We start from the raw sequence: 17,591 nt of genomic DNA, 5'->3' as shown, positions 1-17,591 counted from the left end.
GCGTCCCTACGGGGATTCGAACCCCGGTTACCGCCGTGAAAGGGCGATGTCCTAGGCCTCTAGACGATAGGGACGTTTCAGAGGTGGGCGTATATTAGGTCGATTTAATAAAAGTGTCAAATAGTTTTCTGAAGAAATATTAAAAAAAACAATCAAGCGATTAAAAATAACTCAAATTGTAGAAAATATATACATTTAGCCCTCATTTTTCTGAAAAGGTTCAATAATTGCCTTTATAACCGATGGATGTTGTAAATATCCTAAAATCTCATGTGGTTGGTGGGCAAAGGTATAAATTTTCTGATTGATAATGGCAGGATCAAAATTAAATGGGGCCTCGCATAAGGGAAAAGCGGTCAAAAAATCATCTTGAGAGTAAAAATTAAACCAGTCACCATGAATACAGGGTGGTCTAGAAATTGGATTCGGGAGCTTACTTTGAATCACGCGAAAAGCTAAAGGGGAAGCTAGGGTGATAAAACGCTTAACTGAGAATTGATAAGATGGATCTGATAATAATTGGAAAGCGATAACTGAACCGAGAGAGTGTCCGACCACAATATAATCTTCTTCTTCTCGCATTTTCTTTAAAATTCTTTGATGTACTTCCTGCATGAACTCTGGATTAGATAAATACATATAAGTTTCGATAAGGAATTGTTGAATCAAACTTTCATGCAGTTTAGGAAAGTTATTTAATAGAACAACTAGTTCTTTCAGTACGCGATCTTTAACTAATTGAGAAGTGAGATAAAGTCGTTCTGAGAAGCTTTTATCAGCTTGATCGGTTGAGGGGCGTAACAACGGAACAAATGGAGTGTGCTCTTTAGGTGGAGGATTACTTGGGTGTACGTTAATAGGGAAATAATTATTAAAAAATGATTTAGGTAACAACGTGTTAAGGTCTAATTGATTGCTTAATTGGTATTTGGTCATTAAGTCGCCATAAAATGGCATGTGAATATGAAGATCACGGATATTAACTCTGCAAGGCATTTGTTTTAGGCCGAGCTTAAACACTTTTAACCAATGCTCTTTCAAGCGATGTGCTGTGTAGTTTTGTTGATTCATCCCATGGATAAATATAATTTTCATTCTATACAAAGAATTGTTTTTAATATAAATTTTAATTTACCGTGGTCTGATATATAAAACCAGTATGTAGGCAAAAAAAAGTGTAGCTTTTTGCTACACTTTAATTGAATAACGACAGGTTTAGTCTTTATTGCGATAAAAAATAAAATAACTGACATAACATAAAGCTGTAAAAATAAGACAGCCTACAAAACCAGCACGCATTTCAGGGTCTGCTGCCATACTCAAGCAAGTAATGAAACAGAAAATAAAACCTAAAATTGGCACAATAGGAAATAAAGGCGCAGCATATTGTAAGTCTTTAACAGTATGGCCTGATTTATACCATTGGCGGCGGAAATTGAACTGGCTTAAACAAATGCTCATCCATACAATCACCATGGTAAAAGCCGCTACGCCAAGCAGATTCTTAAAAATAGTCTCTGGTGCAAATTGCTCTGATAGCAAACCTGGAATTGCTCCAAACATGGTTACAACTAGAGCAACGATTGGTGTTCCACTTTTTGATAAAGTCGCAAACACACTAGGTAGTAATTTTTGTTCTGACAGAGACCACATCATACGTGAAGCTGCATATAGGCCAGAATTGGCTGCTGAAAGCAGAGCTGTGATAATTACAAACCTAATAATGTCATCCGCATATGGAATGCCAATATAATTAAATACCGTCACAAAAGGACTGCTACTTACACCATCACCGCCTAGACCTGCGAGTTGGAATGGGAGTAAGGCGCTAATAACGATGATGGTACCTACAAAGAAAATAAGTAGGCGCCAGATCGCGGCATTAATCGCTTTTGGTACATTTTGAGCTGGATCTTTTGTTTCGCCAGCTGCTACACCAATTAATTCAGTTCCTGAGAAAGCAAAGTTAACAATTAGCATGGTCGTAAAAATAGGAATTAAACCATGAGGGAACCAGCCTTGAGCTGTAAGATTGCTAAATAGTGGAGCAGTCTGGGCACCATGGAATGGAATTAAACCAAAAATTGCTAATAAGCCAAGAACAATAAAAGCAATGACCGTAACGACTTTAACAAGGGCTAGCCAAAACTCAGACTCAGCAAAAATACGCGTTGAACTAATATTTAAGCCAAAAATAGTAACTGCAAAAATAATTGTCCAAATCCACATTGAAATCTGAGGGAACCATTCTTGCATGAGCAATGCTGCGGCTGTGAATTCTGTTCCAAGCGTTGCAGTCCAAGTTAACCAGTACATCCAAGAAATCATATAGCCTGTACTTGGACTAATGTATTTTTTGGCATAGGCACCAAAAGAACCTGAAACAGGCATGTGTACAGCGAGTTCTCCTAGGCAGAGCATGACCATGTAAGCGATCGCGCCACCAAGAATATAGGCAATAATTGCGCCAATAGCTCCAGTTTGTGAAATGACTTCCCCTGAACCTAAAAATAGACCAGTTCCGATCGCTCCGCCCAGTGATAACATCACAAGGTGGCGAGTACTCATGGCTCTTTTTAAAGGTGCAGTACTGTTCTGATGCTGATGAGCATCTAGTTGTTTGTCAGATGGCTGCATATTACACATTGAGAGAATTAAGAAAGACGCTATTTTAGATAAAATAGACAAATGTGCAATCTAGAAAGAGATAAAGAATAAACAGTAAGGTGACGATAGAGTCTTTTAATAATTTTTAAAGCAGAATATGGCGTCCCTACGGGGATTCGAACCCCGGTTACCGCCGTGAAAGGGCGATGTCCTAGGCCTCTAGACGATAGGGACTTGATGAGGCAAACACAAAGGAGCGTGGTGGAGTCAAGCGGAATCGAACCGCTGACCTCTACAATGCCATTGTAGCGCTCTACCAACTGAGCTATGACCCCAGTTTGTGTGAGCGCAATCTTAGGGTGAATGCGCTCACACGTCAACAAAAAAATGAATTAAACTTCGCTAGTTGCGTCATTTTTCGGCAATTTTAAGCTCTCATTGAGTTTTTCCCAATTTTTAACTTCTTTCTTACTTGGTCCGCCTACAATTTCTAGGGCATGACGTAAGCGAGCGAAAGTTAAATCAGGTCCAAGCGTAACCATTGATTGCATCACTGGGGTCGAACTCGTTGAACCGGCGATTGCAATAAAGAACGTTGGCATGAAATCACGTAATTTAATGCCCATCTGATTCGCAAGATCCATTAGGGTTTGGCTAACGGTGTCATTATTCCAAGTAAACTGACCTTCAAGACGCCAAATTGCAAATTGTAAGCTTTGACGAACTTGCTCTTGAGTCAATTTTTTACTTTCAAACATTTCAGCAGTAATTTGTGGCATATGGTTAAAATAGAAACCAGCCCAATTTACAGCTTCTGAAAGTAAATTAATACGTGGTTGAATAGCGGCAGCAATGTCTTCTAAAGTTTTGCGATCACTCTTCCATGTTAACAAACGGTCTAATAATTCGCCAGGTGTCAAGCCTTTGATCCATTGACCGTTAAGCCAGTTCAATTTTTCAACGTCAAAAATTGGTCCACCTAGTGATACACGTTGAATATCAAAGTTATCCATCATGTCTTGTAATGTGAAAACTTCTCTTTCATCCGGCATTGACCAACCCATGCGGCCTAAATAATTTAATAAGGCTTCAGGTAATACACCGATGTCGCGGTAGTAGTTAATTGATGTCGGGTTTTTACGTTTAGACAATTTTGATTTATCAGGGTTACGCAACAGTGGCATATGGCAAAGTGTTGGCATTTCCCAACCAAAATATTGGTAAAGCAACTGATGCTTTGGTGCAGAAGGAAGCCATTCTTCACCACGCAATACATGAGTGATTTCCATTAAATGGTCATCAACAACGTTAGCTAAATGGTAAGTTGGTAAACCATCTGTTTTTAGAAGGACTTGCATATCGACTTGAGCCCAAGGAATTTCAACCTCACCACGTAGCAAGTCATTAAATTTACAAACACCTTCTTCAGGCACTTTCATGCGAATGACATGAGGTTCACCTGCTTCAAGACGTCGAGTCACTTCTTCTTGAGAAAGTTTTAAACCGCGGCCGTCATATTTTGGTGTTTCGCCACGTGCTTGTTGTTCTGCACGCATCTGATCCAGTTCTTCAGCTGTTGCGAAACAATAAAAAGCATGACCTTTTTCAACAAGTTCTAATGCGTATTGCTTATAAATTCCCATACGTTCAGATTGGCGATATGGTGCATGTGGGCCCCCCACATCTGGACCTTCAGACCAATTTAGACCTAACCAACGCAATGAATCCAAAATCATTTTTTCAGACTCTGGTGTAGAGCGAAGTTGGTCTGTATCTTCAATCCTTAAAATAAATTCTCCGCCATGTTGTTTCGCAAAACACATGTTAAATAAGGCGATGTAGGCGGTGCCGACATGAGGGAAACCGGTAGGGGAAGGTGCAATACGAGTACGAACTTTCATAGGTAATGGGTCAAAATAAAAATTGAAACTATTATAACGAAAAAGCCCAGTATTCTGACGTTTTATTTAACATCAGACTGGGCTCAAACTGAAACGAAGAGGGGGTGTTTCAGATTTTAAGAAGCATGCGGCTGAAAGATCGCCTGAACAAAACGTGAAAAACGTTCGTGCTGAGCAGCAAGAAAGTTTTGAGTGGGGGTAACGCGAATTGAATTGAGTACTTTAAGTTCATCATTTGTGGAAGGTAATACAATAGGATTACGTTTCTGTTGATCTAAAGCTTTTTCAATAAGCGAAGTCTGCTTATCTGAGCCAGTTTTGTTTGGAGTATCTTTAAGTACTGCTGCTGCAGAAAACTGTGATGCCAAACCCAGCACCAAACTTAAGCTTAACGCTTTTCCATAATGAATTTTCATTATTAATCATCCCCTCTGTTCATTACATTTCATCTATTTTTTGAGTTTAACGAAATGTAAAATTACGGTAATACTACGATTTAAACATAAATCTTAATAAAAAAGTGGAACTGCATCACACTTTTTACAAAAATTATCTATATTTTAATCTGGTCGACCCAAATGTAGGTCATATGTATCCTTTGAGCTTCATTATTTAACAAATTAATGTGTAGATAAAGTGAAGGCCCTCATTAAGTTGTAAGGATAATTACAAAACTTTTCAAAAATGAAATAACTTAGACATCTTAATCTATATATTTTAAAGAGATTAATAAAAAATATATTAATATAAGTGATTGATTGTAAATTATAAAATTAAAAATATAGTAAAATTAAAACCAATGATGGATTTTGTAAATGAAAAAAATATCAATAATGGCTGTAGCTGTATATTTGGGAATGGCAACAGCAGCTCAGGCTGCTACTTCTTTTTTAAACGTTTCTTATGATCCGACCCGAGAATTTTATCAAGAATATAATCAGGCTTTTGGGAAGTTCTGGAAACAGCGTACGGGGCAAGATGTTGAATTTAAACAGTCGCACGGTGGATCTGGTAAACAAGCTCGGGCGGTGGCTACTGGTTTAGAAGCTGATGTTGTAACGTTAGCGTTAGCGAATGATATTGATGAGATTGTGAAAGCAGGTTTTATCCAGCCGAACTGGCAAAAAGAATTTCCGAATAATTCTGCGCCTTATACTTCGACTGTTGTATTTCTAGTACGAAAAGGTAATCCGAAAAATATACGTGATTGGAATGACTTAACAAAACCGGGTGTTGAAATTATCACCCCTAACCCTAAAACAGGGGGCGCACCTCGTTGGATCTATTTGTCTGCGTGGGGTTATGCTTTAAAACAACCGGGTGGTAATGATGCCAAGGCTCGTGACTTGGTTAAAAAGCTTTATCACAATGTAAAAGTACTTGATTCGGGAGCTCGCGGTTCGCTAACAACATTTGCCGAACGTGGCATTGGTGATGTTTTATTATCTTGGGAAAACGAAGCTTTATTGGCAACGAAAGGACCTGATAAAGACAAATATGAAATTGTTTACCCATCAATTTCAATTTTGGCAGAGCCATCAGTCGCAATTGTAGATAAAACCGTTGATAAAGATGGGAACCGCACTTTAGCAAAAGGCTATTTGAATTTTTTATATTCACCTTTAGGGCAAGAGCTGGCTGCTAAGCATTATTTCCGACCACGTAATGCTCAAGTGGCAGCAAAATATGCAGCACAATTCCCAAAAATTAGATTATTTACTATTAACGATGTGTTCGGTGGTTGGGCGAAAGCTCAGAAAACTCACTTTGCTAATGGAGCTGTCTTTGATCAAATTTATGATGGGAAGCAGTAAATAAAATTACCTAAAAAACAGTAGTTCAAAAAGAAAATTTAAAAGATAAATATTCATAAAGAAAGCAGGCAAACTTAAAAAGGTTAGCTTGCTTTCTTTTTTTGCTTAAAAAATGCTAACAAAACGGTTTTATCTATGAAAAATTAATATTTTCCTACAAAAAGCCGTTTGGCGTTGATCATAAACAAGGTGATAATGTGCAGTTACATTTTTACGCAATGATTTAACACCTATGTCGCATATTTCTGTCTTACTTTTTGAGACCGTTGAGAGCTTATTGGCAGATCGCACAACAGGGGTGTATATCGATGCAACCTTCGGACGAGGTGGGCATACACGTTTATTGCTCTCAAAACTTGATGAAAATGCACGAGTATATGCATTTGATAAAGACCCTCAAGCTTTGGAAGTTGCGGCTGCTTTGGCACAAGAAGACCCAAGATTTACCATTATTCATGCCAGTTTTGCTGATATTAAAGAAAAAATGCAGGAAATTGGTGTGATGAGTGTTGATGGCATTATGGCTGACTTAGGGGTGTCATCTCCTCAACTCGACCAAGCTGAACGTGGTTTCAGTTTTATGCAAGATGGTCCTCTAGACATGCGAATGGATAATTCTAAGGGATTAACCGCAGCTGAGTGGTTACTTGAAATTGAAGAAGAACAATTAGCAAATATTATTTATCAATATGGCGAAGAACGTTATAGTCGACGTATTGCAAAAGCGATTAAACAGGCTGGAAAACTAGATACAACAGCCCAATTGGCAGAACTTGTCAAAACAGCTCATCCAAAATGGGAAAAGCATAAACATCCAGCAACACGTACATTTCAGGCAATTCGTATTGCTATTAATAAAGAACTAGATGATATTGAAGTATTTTTACCACAAGCTGTAGACTTACTAAAACCAAAAGGGCGTTTGTCTGTGATTAGCTTTCATTCTCTTGAAGATCGCTTAATCAAACAATTTATTCAAAAAGAATCGACTTTGGCAGAAGATATTGGCTGGGGAATGCCACAGCAACAGGTAGATACAAGAAGGTTAAAGAAAATTTCACGGGTTCGTGCGAGTGAAGAAGAAGTAAAAGCGAACCCACGTTCACGTAGTGCATGGCTTCGGGTTGCTGAACGCTTGGAACAAAAAGGCGCGTAATGAAAAGCAGTGATGAAATTGAAACCACTGAAAATAAAGTGGGGAAAAAAGTTGTGGCATACACCGTATTAGTGGCGCTTGTTTTTATCAGTGCCATGATGGTGGTATTTCAAGTGTTTGAATATCGTCATGATTATAGAGAGCTTAGCTCTTATATGCGTGAACGTGATGATCTCAATGCTGAATGGGGACGTTTGCTTATTGAGCAACAAACCTTCGGTGCAACAGCACAGATTGGTACGCGTGCTGTAACCCAACTACGCATGTTTTCACCACCTGCTGCAGAAACGGTGGTAATTTCTTTACCGATGACCTCAGAGCAAAATAAGTAAGGCCTTGCTGTATGGTAGATAAGCGAACAAAGCAAACACGGAAAAAACAGCAGTCTATTTCGGAAAAGCCAACTCTTGCCTTCGATATGTGGCGGTTTTATCTGCTCTGGGCAACAGTACTGCTCTGTTTTGTTGTTTTAATTGCACGTGCATTTTATGTGCAAGTGATTAATAAAAACTTTTTGCAAAACAAGGCCAATGCCAATATTTTGCGTACGGAACGTATTGAGGCAATGCGTGGGGTTATTAGTGACCGTCATGGCGTGCCTTTGGCCATTAGCACGCCTATTATGAAAATTGTCATTGATCCACGTGATTACTTTGACGCCAAGCATTTATATGACGAAATTACAGCTGAATTAAAAAAAGATCCAAATAATCGTAAGTTAAAACGACAATTACCAGATAAAAACCTAAACCTTGATGAGTTGGCGGATGTGGTTGGTTTAGATCGCGCAGATCTAAAAAAACAAATGAATGCACGCCCACGTTCTCGTTATTTGGTTTTGAAAAAAGAAGTGCCGCCGCAACAGGCAGATATTATTACAAAGGGTAATTTCCAAGGCGTTTATGCTGAGAAAACCTATAAACGTTATTATCCTCAACCGCAACCAAATGCTCAGATTATTGGTTTAACCAATAGTGAAGGCCAAGGGATTGAAGGCTTGGAAATGCAGTTGAATAAACAACTGTCGGGGGTAGATGGCGAACAAAAAATTATTCGTGATAAACGTGGTAACCGCTTAAAAGTTTCAGAGGTTATTCGTGAGGGTGAACCAGGCGAAAACATCACTTTAAGTATCGACTCTCGTTTGCAATATATTATGTATCGTGAGTTGACTGCTGCTGGTGTTGCAAATAACGCTCGTTCGGCGACAGCAATTGCTGTTGATGTTAAAACAGGCGAAATTCTGGCCATGACCAGTTGGCCATCTTATAACCCGAATGATAAAAACGGGTTATCTAATAAAGATGCCATGCGTAACCGCGGTGCGATTGATATGTTCGAGCCAGGTTCTACCATGAAGCCTTTTACAGTTTCTGCTGCACTTGAAACTGGACAATATACGCCAAATACTATTGTCAATACTTCGCCAGGTTCAATGCGTTTAGGCTGGCATACTATTCGTGATACGCATAATTATGGTGCTTTGACTGTCAGTGGCGTAATTATTAAGTCATCAAACGTGGGTTCAGCAAAAATTGCGTTGTCACTTCCTAAGGAAACATTACCAAGCTTCTTTAACCGTGCTGGCTTTGGTAAACGTTCTGCTGTGAAGTTCCCCGGTGAAAGCTCTGGTTTAGTACTTCCTGTAAGCAAATTAAACTCTTCCCAAATTGGTACTATGGCTTATGGTTATGGTCTAAATGCAACTATTCTTCAGTTGGCGCAAGGTTATGCAATGCTTGCAAACCATGGGGTAAAAATGCCTCTAAGTTTGCATAAACTCGATCAAGCACCTAAAGGTGAGCAAGTTCTTGCTCCAAAAATTGCTGATCAGGTTTTGCTTATGCTTGAGCAGGTGACGATGCCGGGCGGTACTGCAAAGCAAGCTAATATTCCGGGTTATCGCGTTGGTGGTAAAACAGGTACAGCTCATAAACTTCGTGCAGACCGTAAAGGTTATTCTAATAATGAATATCGTGCTTTATTTGCAGGTGTAGCTCCGATTAGTGATCCTCGTTTAGCGGTTATTGTAGTTGTTGAAAATCCACAAGGCCGTTATTACGGTGGTTTGGTTGCGGCCCCTGTTTTTGCACGCATTATGCAAGAATCATTGCGCTTAATGAATGTGCCGCTTGATAAGCCCCTTGATACTCCAGAAAATCCTATTCGCAGGTAAGCTATGTCTGTTTCTTTCCAAGAAATTAATCCAGTCGAGATCGATGCACAGTGGTCTAAACAGCCTTTTCAAGGCTTTAGTTTAGACAGCCGTAAGGTTGTGTCGGGCCAGATCTTTATCGCTTTGACCAGTTATAGCCAACCTGAAAAAACACGTGCTTTTGCTGAGTCAGCTTTAGCTAATGGTGCTCTTGCCATTATTAGTGAGACTAAGTTGGGCGTAGCGAATGAGTGGGTATGTTCTGATGTGCGTCAACGTATGGGTGAGTGGCAAGAACGTTATTTACAGCGTATAGATCCCGTGGCACCAGTGCGTATTATTGCAGTGACTGGTACAAATGGTAAAACCACAATTTCGCGTCTAGTGGCTGAATTAATTAGTTCACAACAACAGCGCTGTGCTGTGATGGGTACTACAGGCAATGGTATTTTACCAGACTTAACACCCTCAACTCACACTACGCTTGATGCTTTACAACTGCAAAATGCATTGCATGATTATGCAAAACAAGGTGCGACTTTTGCTTCTTTAGAAGCAAGCTCACATGGTTTGGAACAAGGTCGTTTAAATGGTTGTGCGATTGAGATTGCTGTTTATAGCAATTTGAGTCGTGACCATCTGGATTACCACGGCACTTTAGAGGCTTATGCAGAAGCGAAGGCTCTTTTATTTCGTTTTAGCTCTTTAAAAGTAGCTGTTATTAATTTAGATGATGAGCATGCAGCTCTCATGATCAATGCAGCAAAGCAAAATCCTGCTCAACCGAAAATTTTAACGTATTCACTTACTCAAAATACTGCTGATTATTATATTACTGACCTGAGTTATAGTTTAGCAGGGGCGACATTTAATTTAGTGAGCCCGCAAGGTTCTTTTGCTGTGCAAAGTCCATTGTTGGGGCATTTTAATGTCGAAAACTTGGTTGCAGCACTTATTGCTGCTGAGCAAGCAGGCTTTGATTTAAAAGCATTAGCTACTTTTGTTCCTAAACTGATAGGTGCACCTGGCCGAATGCAAGTTATTCGTGATGATGAACGTTTATTTGTTGTTGATTATGCACATACACCAGATGCATTAATTCAAGTGCTTAAAACATTAAAACGTCATGTGTCTAATCAACTTTGGGCCGTATTTGGTTGTGGCGGGGACCGTGATCGCGGTAAGCGTCCACTCATGACTCAAGCAGCTCTGGATGGCGCAAATCCAGTTATTTTGACTTCGGATAATCCAAGAACAGAAGACCCTGAACAAATTTTTGCTGATATGAAGCAAGGAATCGATTTTTCAGGGCACCGTATGCATGAAATTCATGACCGCCGTGAAGCGATTAAATTTGTTGCACAGCAGGCCCAGGCTGGTGATATTGTTGTAATTGCTGGTAAAGGACATGAAAATTATCAAGAAATTAATGGCGTACGTCACTGGTTTGATGATGTTGTTGAAGTGCGTTCTGCGATTGATGCACAACATCACACTGTAGACGCTGCTTACCCTGCACAATAGGACAAATTATGCATACTTCAACCACCAGTACCGTACCTTTGGAACCGTGGACAGCTCAACAATTACAACAGGCAACACAGGGCTACTGGCATAAAGACCAAATCCCTCAAACTGAAATTAAACGTATTTTGACGGACTCTCGTCATGCGGAAACTGGGGATGCCTTTTTAGCACTAAAAGGTGAGCGTTTCGATGCGCATGATTTCGTTGCGCAAGTTGCTGCAAATGGTTGTCAAATAGCTATTGTTGAACGTCCGCTAGATGTAGATATTGCACAACTCGTTGTTGCCGATACCCGATTGGCTTTAGGGCAACTCGGTGCTTATCGCCGTGAGCAAAACTCACAATTAAAGGTGATTGCCTTAACGGGAAGTAGTGGTAAAACTACAACCAAAGAAATGCTGGGAAGTATATTGTCGCGCTTAGCACCGACACTAATCACCCGAGGCAATTTAAATAATGACCTTGGTGTACCAATGATGTTGCTCGAGCTTCGCAAGGAACATCAATATGCGGTGATGGAGTTGGGTGCAAGCCATCAAGGCGAGATTGATTACACATCACAACTCGTTCAGCCTCATGTTGCGGGCATATTAAATATTGGTACTGCTCATTTAGGTGAGTTCGGTGGACGTGATGGTATTTGCCGTGCTAAATCGGAGATCTATCGTCATATTTTACCAAATGGCGTTGCAATCGTGCCGCAACAAGATGACTTTACTGCCGAAATTCTTGATGCTGCAAAAGCTCATCGTATTTCTACATTTGGTGTAGGAGGTGATGTCTATGCAACAGATGTGGAATTATTGCCTCAATCAACGAATTTTAACCTTCATACACCGCAAGGTAGCAGTGCAGTTAAGCTTCCTTTTGCTGGTGACCATAACGTACAAAATGCAACGGCAGCCGTAGCTTTTGCTTTAGCAATTGGTATTGGACTAGAAGATATTGTCCAAGGTTTAGAGCAAGCTCAGGGAGCCAAAGGTCGTTTGAACTTTATTCAAAAATCGCCTTACTTATTTATTGATGATACCTACAATGCTAATCCGACTTCTATGCGCGCTGCTGCACAAGTATTGTTACAGCAACAAGGCGTAAAAGTGATGGTCATGGGGGATATTGGTGAGTTAGGTGATAGTAGTTGGCAAGAGCATCATGATTTAGGTCGTGATCTTGCCGAGCTTCCTTTAGATCATATTATTGCAGTTGGACAATTCGCTTCAGCTGCTCTCGAGGGTGCAGACTCTTATTCTAATAAAGTGAAAGCATTTCAGACACAAGCTGAGGCGCTTCCATTTTTAATCAATCTAATCCAAACACATCAACCCCAGTCCATGAGTTTCCTGTTTAAAGGTTCTCGCTTTACTCATATGGAAACGTTGATGGCTGATTTGATGGAGAAACTTTAAATGCTGTTATGGTTGTTTGAACAACTTGCGGGCTATCATAGCTCGTTTCAGGTCGTTCGTTATTTAACATTACGTTCTTTACTCAGTGTATTAACTTCACTGACCATTGGTTTGGTTCTCGGACCGATCATGATTCGTAAATTACAAGCGTTAAAATACGGTCAGGCAGTAAGTTCGTTTGCTCCTGAAAATCATGCTAAAAAAATGGGTACGCCGACGATGGGCGGAATTTTAATTCTGCTTTCAATTGGTATTAGTACTTTGCTATGGGCTGATTTATCTAACCCTTATGTCTGGATTGTGCTTGGTGTAATGGTTGTATTCGGTGCTGTAGGCTGGGCAGATGACTGGATTAAAATCCGCTATAAAGACAATGCGGGTTTACCTGCACGTAAGAAGTTTTTCTGGACTTCTGTTGCATCGCTGGGTGCTGGTATTGCGTTATATTTAATCGCAACTCAACAGTCCAATGCAGAACATACGGCAAACATGCTGGATTTATTGATTCCATTCTTTAAGAATCTTTCAATTCCACTCTCAATTATTCCTTTAGGTTTGGCATTTATTGTATTTACCTATCTGGTGATTAATGGTGCTTCTAACGCTGTTAACTTAACAGATGGTTTAGATGGCTTGGCAATCATGCCGGTTGTCATGGTAGCTACGGGCTTAGGCGTATTTGCTTACTTGTCTGGTGACATCCGTTTCGCTAACTATTTACATATTCCATATGTGAAATATACATCTGAACTCGTAGTAATCTGTTCTGCCATGATTGGTGCTGGTTTAGCATTCCTTTGGTATAACGCGCATCCTGCTCAAGTATTTATGGGTGATGTCGGTGCTTTAGCTTTAGGTGCGATGCTTGGAACAATTGCAGTTATGGTTCGTCAAGAAATCGTATTTGCAATTATGGGCGGTGTATTTGTAATGGAGGCAGTATCTGTATTTTTACAAATCGGCTCTTTGCGTATGCGTAATAAACGTGTGTTCTTAATGGCGCCGCTGCATCATCACTATGAAAAGCAGGGCTGGAAAGAAACGCAAGTGGTGATCCGTTTTTGGATTATTACAATTATATTAGTAGTTTTAGGTCTAATGACTTTAAAATTGCGATAGATCTTATTTTAGTGTCAATATAAAGCCAGTTCTACTGGCTTTTTTTATTGGAGAGATAAATGACAAAAGTTGCTGGTCTAGACCAATTATCTGTAATTAATCAAAAAGTAGTTGGAGAGGGCGAAGTATTACCTCAAGTTGTACTTAAAGATGGAAGTCAGGTGCAAACAGGAACTGTAGCGACAATGCTGCACAATATTGAATTATATAATGCAGGGCAAAGAGGACAAATTGAGGAAGAACTAAAGATTGCAATTCCAACTTTAGTGAAGGTAGGTCTGTTTGATTTGTTTCAGGTAGATGAGTGGATTAATGGTACAAATGCAGGTCGCACCTTTGTGGGACTGCATGCAAAGGCTTATTTACAACAAAAAGAACAAGAGAATAATTAAACGTGGCTAAGCAAATTTTAATGTGTCCTGTGTGTCGTCAGCCCCTAAATTTAACTGAAAGAACTTGGCGATGTGAGCAAGGACATAGTTATGATGTAGCTAAACAAGGCTATGTCAATTTACATGTGGTGCAACATAAGCATAGTAAAAACCCAGGGGATACACCCGAGTCAGTAGATGCGCGACGAGCTTTTTTACAAAGTGGTTATTATCAGCCTTTACAACAGGCTGTAGTCGCTTTATTAAAGCAACTAGATGTAAAAGCAATACTCGATATCGGATGTGGTGAGGGCTACTATACAAGTGCTATGCAGCAAGTCGTTGAGCAGTGTGTTGGAGTTGATATTGCAAAAAACGCGGTACAACGTGCGGCAAAACTCAACACTGAAGTAACTTGGGTGGTGGGAACAGGAGCAACTTTACCTGTATTGGATCGGAGTATGGATGCTTGTACCAGTTTATTTAGCCCAATTCCGCAAGCAGAAATCGCGCGTGTTTTAAAAGATGATGGCTATTTAATTGTTGTTACGCCTGCTTCTGAACATTTGTATGCCATGCGTGAAGCTTTATTTGAGCAAGTGAACCCACATACACCAGAAAAGTTCGTAGAGCAGCTGCAAGATTTGTTTGAGCTAAAGCAAGAGCAAATTATTGATGCGCCTTTTGTGCTTGATCAACAGGCCCTAAAAAATCTGATTGCTATGACGCCTTATGCTTATAAAGCTTCTCCTGAGCGTCGCTTGCAGTTAGAGCAGCAATTACAATTGGAAGTAATGGCATCATTTCAAATTTATGTCTTTCAAAAATGCAATAAAAAAGCCATCTAACGATGGCTTTTTTATTATTCAATCTGATTAATCAGATTCTCTAGTGCATCTTTTTCTCGCTTAGGAGTGGACTCCTGTGCAGGTCTCATGGCAGGAGGCGCAGCTTTTGATGGAATAATAATTTCTTCACCTGGTAAGTCGGAAAAGTCATTGTCATTGTTAAGTTTCGGTTGTGGCGGTGCTGGGCGATAGAGCGGACGCGCTAGTGGTGGAGCTGCACGATAAGTTTTCTTGTCGACTATTTCAGTAACGGCTTCTTGTTTGTCACGTGAAATAGGACCTTGAGCATCTTTGTCTAAGCGAACCCAAGATGCTGGTGTACCTTGCAATGCTTGACCCATAAAGTTAATCCAGATTGGTAAGGCAGCAATACCACCATATTCACGGCGACCAAGCGTAGTCGGTTGGTCAAATCCAACCCATGTTACTGTTACTAACTTGCCGTTGAAACCTGCAAACCATGCATCTTTTGCATCATTCGTAGTACCTGTTTTACCACCTAAATCACTACGGCCAATTTTAAGCGCAGCACGACCTGTACCATGCTCAATTACATCACGTAAGATGTTCGCCATATCATAAGCAGAGCTTGATTTTAAAATACGTTGAGCTTGGCGATACTGACTGTTGTTTTTGTCAGTCTGTTTAAGATTAAGCTGCTTAGCTGCGTTTTCTTTCTGTTCTATGTCTTTATTCGTAACTTCAATAACTTCATCATCAGTCGTTTTAGGTTTTTGCTCATCATTTGTGGTGTCAGGTGCATTAATACATGGAATACATGCGTATTCTGGTTTGGCTTCATAAATGACTTTGCCGTAAGCATCTTCAATACGTTGAATGAAATGCGGTTGAACACGGTAACCGCCGTTTGCAAACGTTGCATAACCAGTTGCCATCTGAATTGGTAATACTTGAGGGGTACCTAACGCAATGGTGAAGTTACGAGGAATTTGATCTTCCTGTAAGCCAAAATCCATGAATAACTGACGAGTACGTTCAATACCCACTGTTTGTAGAAGTCTTACTGATACGGTATTACGAGACAAATACAAAGCACGACGTAATGGGATCATACCTAAGTAACGGCCATCAGAGTTTCGCGGTGTCCATTTGCCAATCGTAATAGGGCTATCATTCACCATGCTATACGGGGTCATACCTCTTTCTAATGCTAAAGCATAGAGGAATGGCTTGATCGTGGAACCCGGTTGACGCCAGCCTTGTAAGGCGCGGTTAAATTTTGATTGATAGAAGTTATAGCCACCTACGATTGCTTCAATTGAACCATCATTCGGGTTAATTGCAATGAGTTGACCTTGAACTTTTGGAACCTGAACTAAAGACCAAGCTGTTTTATTGTCATTTGGGCGTAAACGAACAATATCTTTAACTTTAACAATTTGAGATGCACGTGAAGGAGAGCCACCTACGCTATTTGCATTGCGATAGGGGCGTGCCCATGACATGCCTGACCATTGAACCGTAACGGTTGAGCCATCTTGCATTAATGCTTCAAAAGAGCTGCTATTTACCTTAGTAACTTGTGCAGGATAGGTGTTGGCATATGCTCTAAATTCAGTTAACGGTTTGTCATGTGCTTCTGCACCACGCCAGCCATGGCGACGGTCATAAGCTTCAAGGCCATCTTGCACAGCTTTTTCTGCAATCGCTTGGCGTTTAGCATTAATTGTTGTGTAGACTTTATAGCCAGAATCAATGGCTTGTTCACCAAAATGCTTTACAAGTTCTGAACGAACCATTTCCCCAGCATAGGGATGAATATTATTTAAATCCCGATTGGGCATGTTTAAATTGATCGGTTCTGCAACTGCTTTTTGATATTCTGCTTGAGAAATATAACCCAACTGTAACATACGTCCTAAAATCCAGTTGCGTCGTTCGAGAGCGCGTTCTGGATTAACTACAGGGTTATATTTAGATGGTGCTTTGGGTAAACCAGCGATCATCGCCATTTGAGCAATGCTGAGCTCATTAATGCTTTTGTTGTAATAAATTTTGGCTGCTGCCGCGATACCATACGCATTTTTCCCTAAGAAGATTTTATTCACATAGAGGCTGAGAATTTCTTCTTTAGATAAATTTTGCTCAATTTTTCGAGCCAAAAAGATTTCGGTTATTTTACGTTTTAGGGTTCTTTCTGGACTCAAATAATAGTTCTTTGCAACTTGCATAGTGATTGTTGAACCACCAGTTTGCACATCTGAACCCGTCACACTTTCGCTCAAAGCACGACCTAAACCCTTAAAACTGATCCCGCTATGTTCAAAGAAAGAAGAGTCTTCTGCTGCTAAAAATGCATGAATAAAAGTAGGAGGGATTTGTTTGTATTCAACAGGAATAGAAAGCTTACCACCGTACTCGGCAATCAGTTGATTGTCTGAAGTGTAGACCTGTAATGGTTTTAAAAGGGGAGCTTTTTTTAGTGAACTCATTTCTGGAAGCGATGGGGCGATATAGAGATACATGCCATAAAAGCCCATCGGAAGTGAGACTAAGATAATAATAATGATCAAAAAAATTGGACGCACGAAGCCCAAACTGGATAGCTTTTTCATGATAAGTAAGCTTTAATAAGATCGAATACAAACTAATTGTGGTCAGTATAGCCTTTAGACATGCGGATTGTTAGATGAGATATTGTATCCGTGTAAAAATAAAGACCGAGA

At 40.1% G+C, this 17,591-nt stretch carries 14 protein-coding genes and 3 tRNA genes; 9 read left to right on the top strand and 8 right to left on the bottom strand.

Annotated elements, in window-relative coordinates:
* Position 1: 1 nt before the first annotated feature.
* The 7 genes from HJG58_RS13110 to HJG58_RS13080 form a co-directional block, all read right to left on the bottom strand.
* Positions 2-74: transfer RNA gene (locus HJG58_RS13110), tRNA-Glu, on the bottom strand.
* Positions 75-195: 121 nt separating this feature from the next.
* Entirely contained in the window at positions 196-1,095 is a 900-nt protein-coding gene (locus HJG58_RS13105) for a PGAP1-like alpha/beta domain-containing protein (protein WP_170249218.1), read from the bottom strand.
* 120 nt (positions 1,096-1,215) lie between these two features.
* The gene (locus HJG58_RS13100) at positions 1,216-2,637 is read right to left on the bottom strand and encodes an amino acid permease (protein ID WP_170249216.1); all 1,422 of its coding nucleotides are present in this window, start codon (positions 2,635-2,637) and stop codon (positions 1,216-1,218) included.
* Positions 2,638-2,765: 128 nt separating this feature from the next.
* Positions 2,766-2,841: transfer RNA gene (locus HJG58_RS13095), tRNA-Glu, on the bottom strand.
* Positions 2,842-2,866: 25 nt separating this feature from the next.
* Positions 2,867-2,942, bottom strand: a tRNA-Ala gene (locus HJG58_RS13090).
* Positions 2,943-2,999: 57 nt separating this feature from the next.
* Positions 3,000-4,508 (bottom strand): glutamate--tRNA ligase, encoded by a 1,509-nt coding sequence (gene gltX / locus HJG58_RS13085; protein WP_170249215.1) that lies wholly within the window; start codon positions 4,506-4,508, stop codon positions 3,000-3,002.
* A 116-nt stretch (positions 4,509-4,624) separates the two neighbouring features.
* The gene (locus tag HJG58_RS13080) at positions 4,625-4,924 is read right to left on the bottom strand and encodes a hypothetical protein (protein WP_004639749.1); all 300 of its coding nucleotides are present in this window, start codon (positions 4,922-4,924) and stop codon (positions 4,625-4,627) included.
* A gap of 399 nt (positions 4,925-5,323) precedes the next feature.
* Here HJG58_RS13080 and HJG58_RS13075 point away from each other — a divergent pair, with 399 nt between their 5' ends.
* From HJG58_RS13075 to HJG58_RS13035, 9 genes are all read left to right on the top strand, one after another.
* The gene (locus HJG58_RS13075) at positions 5,324-6,322 is read left to right on the top strand and encodes a sulfate ABC transporter substrate-binding protein (RefSeq protein WP_170249214.1); all 999 of its coding nucleotides are present in this window, start codon (positions 5,324-5,326) and stop codon (positions 6,320-6,322) included.
* A gap of 232 nt (positions 6,323-6,554) precedes the next feature.
* Positions 6,555-7,478: a 16S rRNA (cytosine(1402)-N(4))-methyltransferase RsmH gene (gene rsmH / locus HJG58_RS13070; protein ID WP_002116998.1), complete on the top strand. Its 924-nt coding sequence runs from the start codon at positions 6,555-6,557 to the stop codon at positions 7,476-7,478.
* Positions 7,478-7,810, top strand: a complete 333-nt coding sequence (ftsL, locus tag HJG58_RS13065; protein WP_170249213.1) for a cell division protein FtsL — start codon at positions 7,478-7,480, stop codon at positions 7,808-7,810. Before rsmH ends, ftsL begins: the two co-directional genes overlap by 1 nt.
* A gap of 11 nt (positions 7,811-7,821) precedes the next feature.
* Positions 7,822-9,654, top strand: coding sequence for a penicillin-binding protein PBP3 (gene ftsI, locus HJG58_RS13060; RefSeq protein WP_170249212.1), 1,833 nt, complete (start codon positions 7,822-7,824; stop codon positions 9,652-9,654).
* A gap of 3 nt (positions 9,655-9,657) precedes the next feature.
* Positions 9,658-11,157 carry a UDP-N-acetylmuramoyl-L-alanyl-D-glutamate--2,6-diaminopimelate ligase gene (locus HJG58_RS13055; RefSeq protein ID WP_170249211.1) on the top strand — a complete coding sequence of 500 codons (1,500 nt, stop codon included), beginning with the start codon at positions 9,658-9,660 and terminating at the stop codon, positions 11,155-11,157.
* An 8-nt stretch (positions 11,158-11,165) separates the two neighbouring features.
* Positions 11,166-12,566, top strand: a complete 1,401-nt coding sequence (locus HJG58_RS13050; protein ID WP_170249209.1) for a UDP-N-acetylmuramoyl-tripeptide--D-alanyl-D-alanine ligase — start codon at positions 11,166-11,168, stop codon at positions 12,564-12,566.
* Complete coding sequence (gene mraY / locus HJG58_RS13045; RefSeq protein WP_170249208.1) at positions 12,567-13,685, top strand: phospho-N-acetylmuramoyl-pentapeptide-transferase; 1,119 nt, start codon at positions 12,567-12,569, stop codon at positions 13,683-13,685. It abuts the gene before it with no gap.
* A gap of 59 nt (positions 13,686-13,744) precedes the next feature.
* Positions 13,745-14,077, top strand: coding sequence for a DUF7709 family protein (locus tag HJG58_RS13040; protein ID WP_017481735.1), 333 nt, complete (start codon positions 13,745-13,747; stop codon positions 14,075-14,077).
* A gap of 2 nt (positions 14,078-14,079) precedes the next feature.
* A complete protein-coding gene (locus tag HJG58_RS13035) occupies positions 14,080-14,904 on the top strand; it encodes a putative RNA methyltransferase (protein WP_170249205.1) in 825 nt (274 codons plus the stop codon).
* Between the two features lie 14 nt (positions 14,905-14,918).
* On the opposite strand, the gene ponA is transcribed toward HJG58_RS13035, so the two are convergent.
* Entirely contained in the window at positions 14,919-17,480 is a 2,562-nt protein-coding gene (gene ponA / locus HJG58_RS13030) for a penicillin-binding protein PBP1a (protein ID WP_170249203.1), read from the bottom strand.
* Positions 17,481-17,591: the final 111 nt, after the last annotated feature.

Origin of the sequence: Acinetobacter geminorum (genome assembly GCF_013009345.1) — a bacterium.
GTDB lineage: Bacteria > Pseudomonadota > Gammaproteobacteria > Pseudomonadales > Moraxellaceae > Acinetobacter > Acinetobacter geminorum.
This window is presented reverse-complemented; position numbering and strand designations above follow the sequence as displayed.